Genomic DNA, 937 nt, shown 5'->3' with positions numbered 1-937 from the left:
AGAGAAGATCTTAATAAATTTTGGCGTTTACTAGAGGCTGTTGATCTTTGAACATTATTTGTTCAGCAGTACATTGGTAGCCACATCATCATGAATGCCAATGCGACTGTACTGCTATAGTTTCGAGCTAGCTTGTCGTATCTTGTTGATATTGCCCGGTACCTTTTTATCCTCAAAAACGCGTTTTCAACAAGATGCCTATATCGATACAGGCACCAGTCCATATCGTCATTACCTAATTTGTTATTTCGTTTGCGTGGAATATTGGCATCTGCTCCACTTTCTTCTACGTAAGCTCTAAAAGCTTCACTGTCATAGCCTTATCAGCACAAACAATATCGGCTTGTGGGGAGTTTATTATCAGACTTTGTGCATGTACGATGTCGTTCACTTGACCACCGGATAGTTCAAAATAAACGGGCAGGCCACCGCTATCTACCGCAAGGTGAATTTTCGTTGAGTTACCACCTCGACTTTTTCCGATGGCCTCATCTTGTTTACCCGCTGCACCGCTACTATCCTGATGCGCTTTAACTATACTACCATCAAGAAACAACCATTCTGGGTCACCCTCGGAGGCTAAGCTTTCAAATAACTTTTGCAATATGCCTTTCTTCGACCATAAATTAAATCGTCGGTAGACCGTATTCCAGAGACCAAATTCAGATGGCAAATCCCGCCACTGAATGCCGGTACGCATTCGGTAAAGTATGCCCTCCAGGGTATTTCGGTGCTCATATTTGTTATAGACTCTGCCACTCTCCTTTAGCAGTACTTTTAGGATTTCCCACGCATCATCTGTTAACATCGTTCTTGGCATAGCAACATTACGGTTAATTATTTTTGGCGAAACAATTATACCTCGTTGCTATGCCGGCTGCTTTTCATACAAAGATCAACAACCTCTAGTTTTTTTAATAATAAGAGAGTTTTTCCG

General features: G+C 41.7%; 1 protein-coding gene. It reads right to left on the bottom strand.

The window, feature by feature from the left end; genetic code table 11:
- Window positions 1–62: 62 nt before the first annotated feature.
- Window positions 63–820 (bottom strand): IS5 family transposase gene (locus ACX5J7_RS13895; RefSeq protein WP_123325976.1). Its coding sequence is split into 2 segments (ribosomal slippage): window positions 63–322 and window positions 322–820, totalling 759 coding nucleotides; the frame shifts between segments, so codons are not numbered across the junction.
- Between the last annotated feature and the right edge of the window lie 117 nt (window positions 821–937).

Source organism: Alteromonas infernus, assembly GCF_902705815.1.
This window is presented reverse-complemented; position numbering and strand designations above follow the sequence as displayed.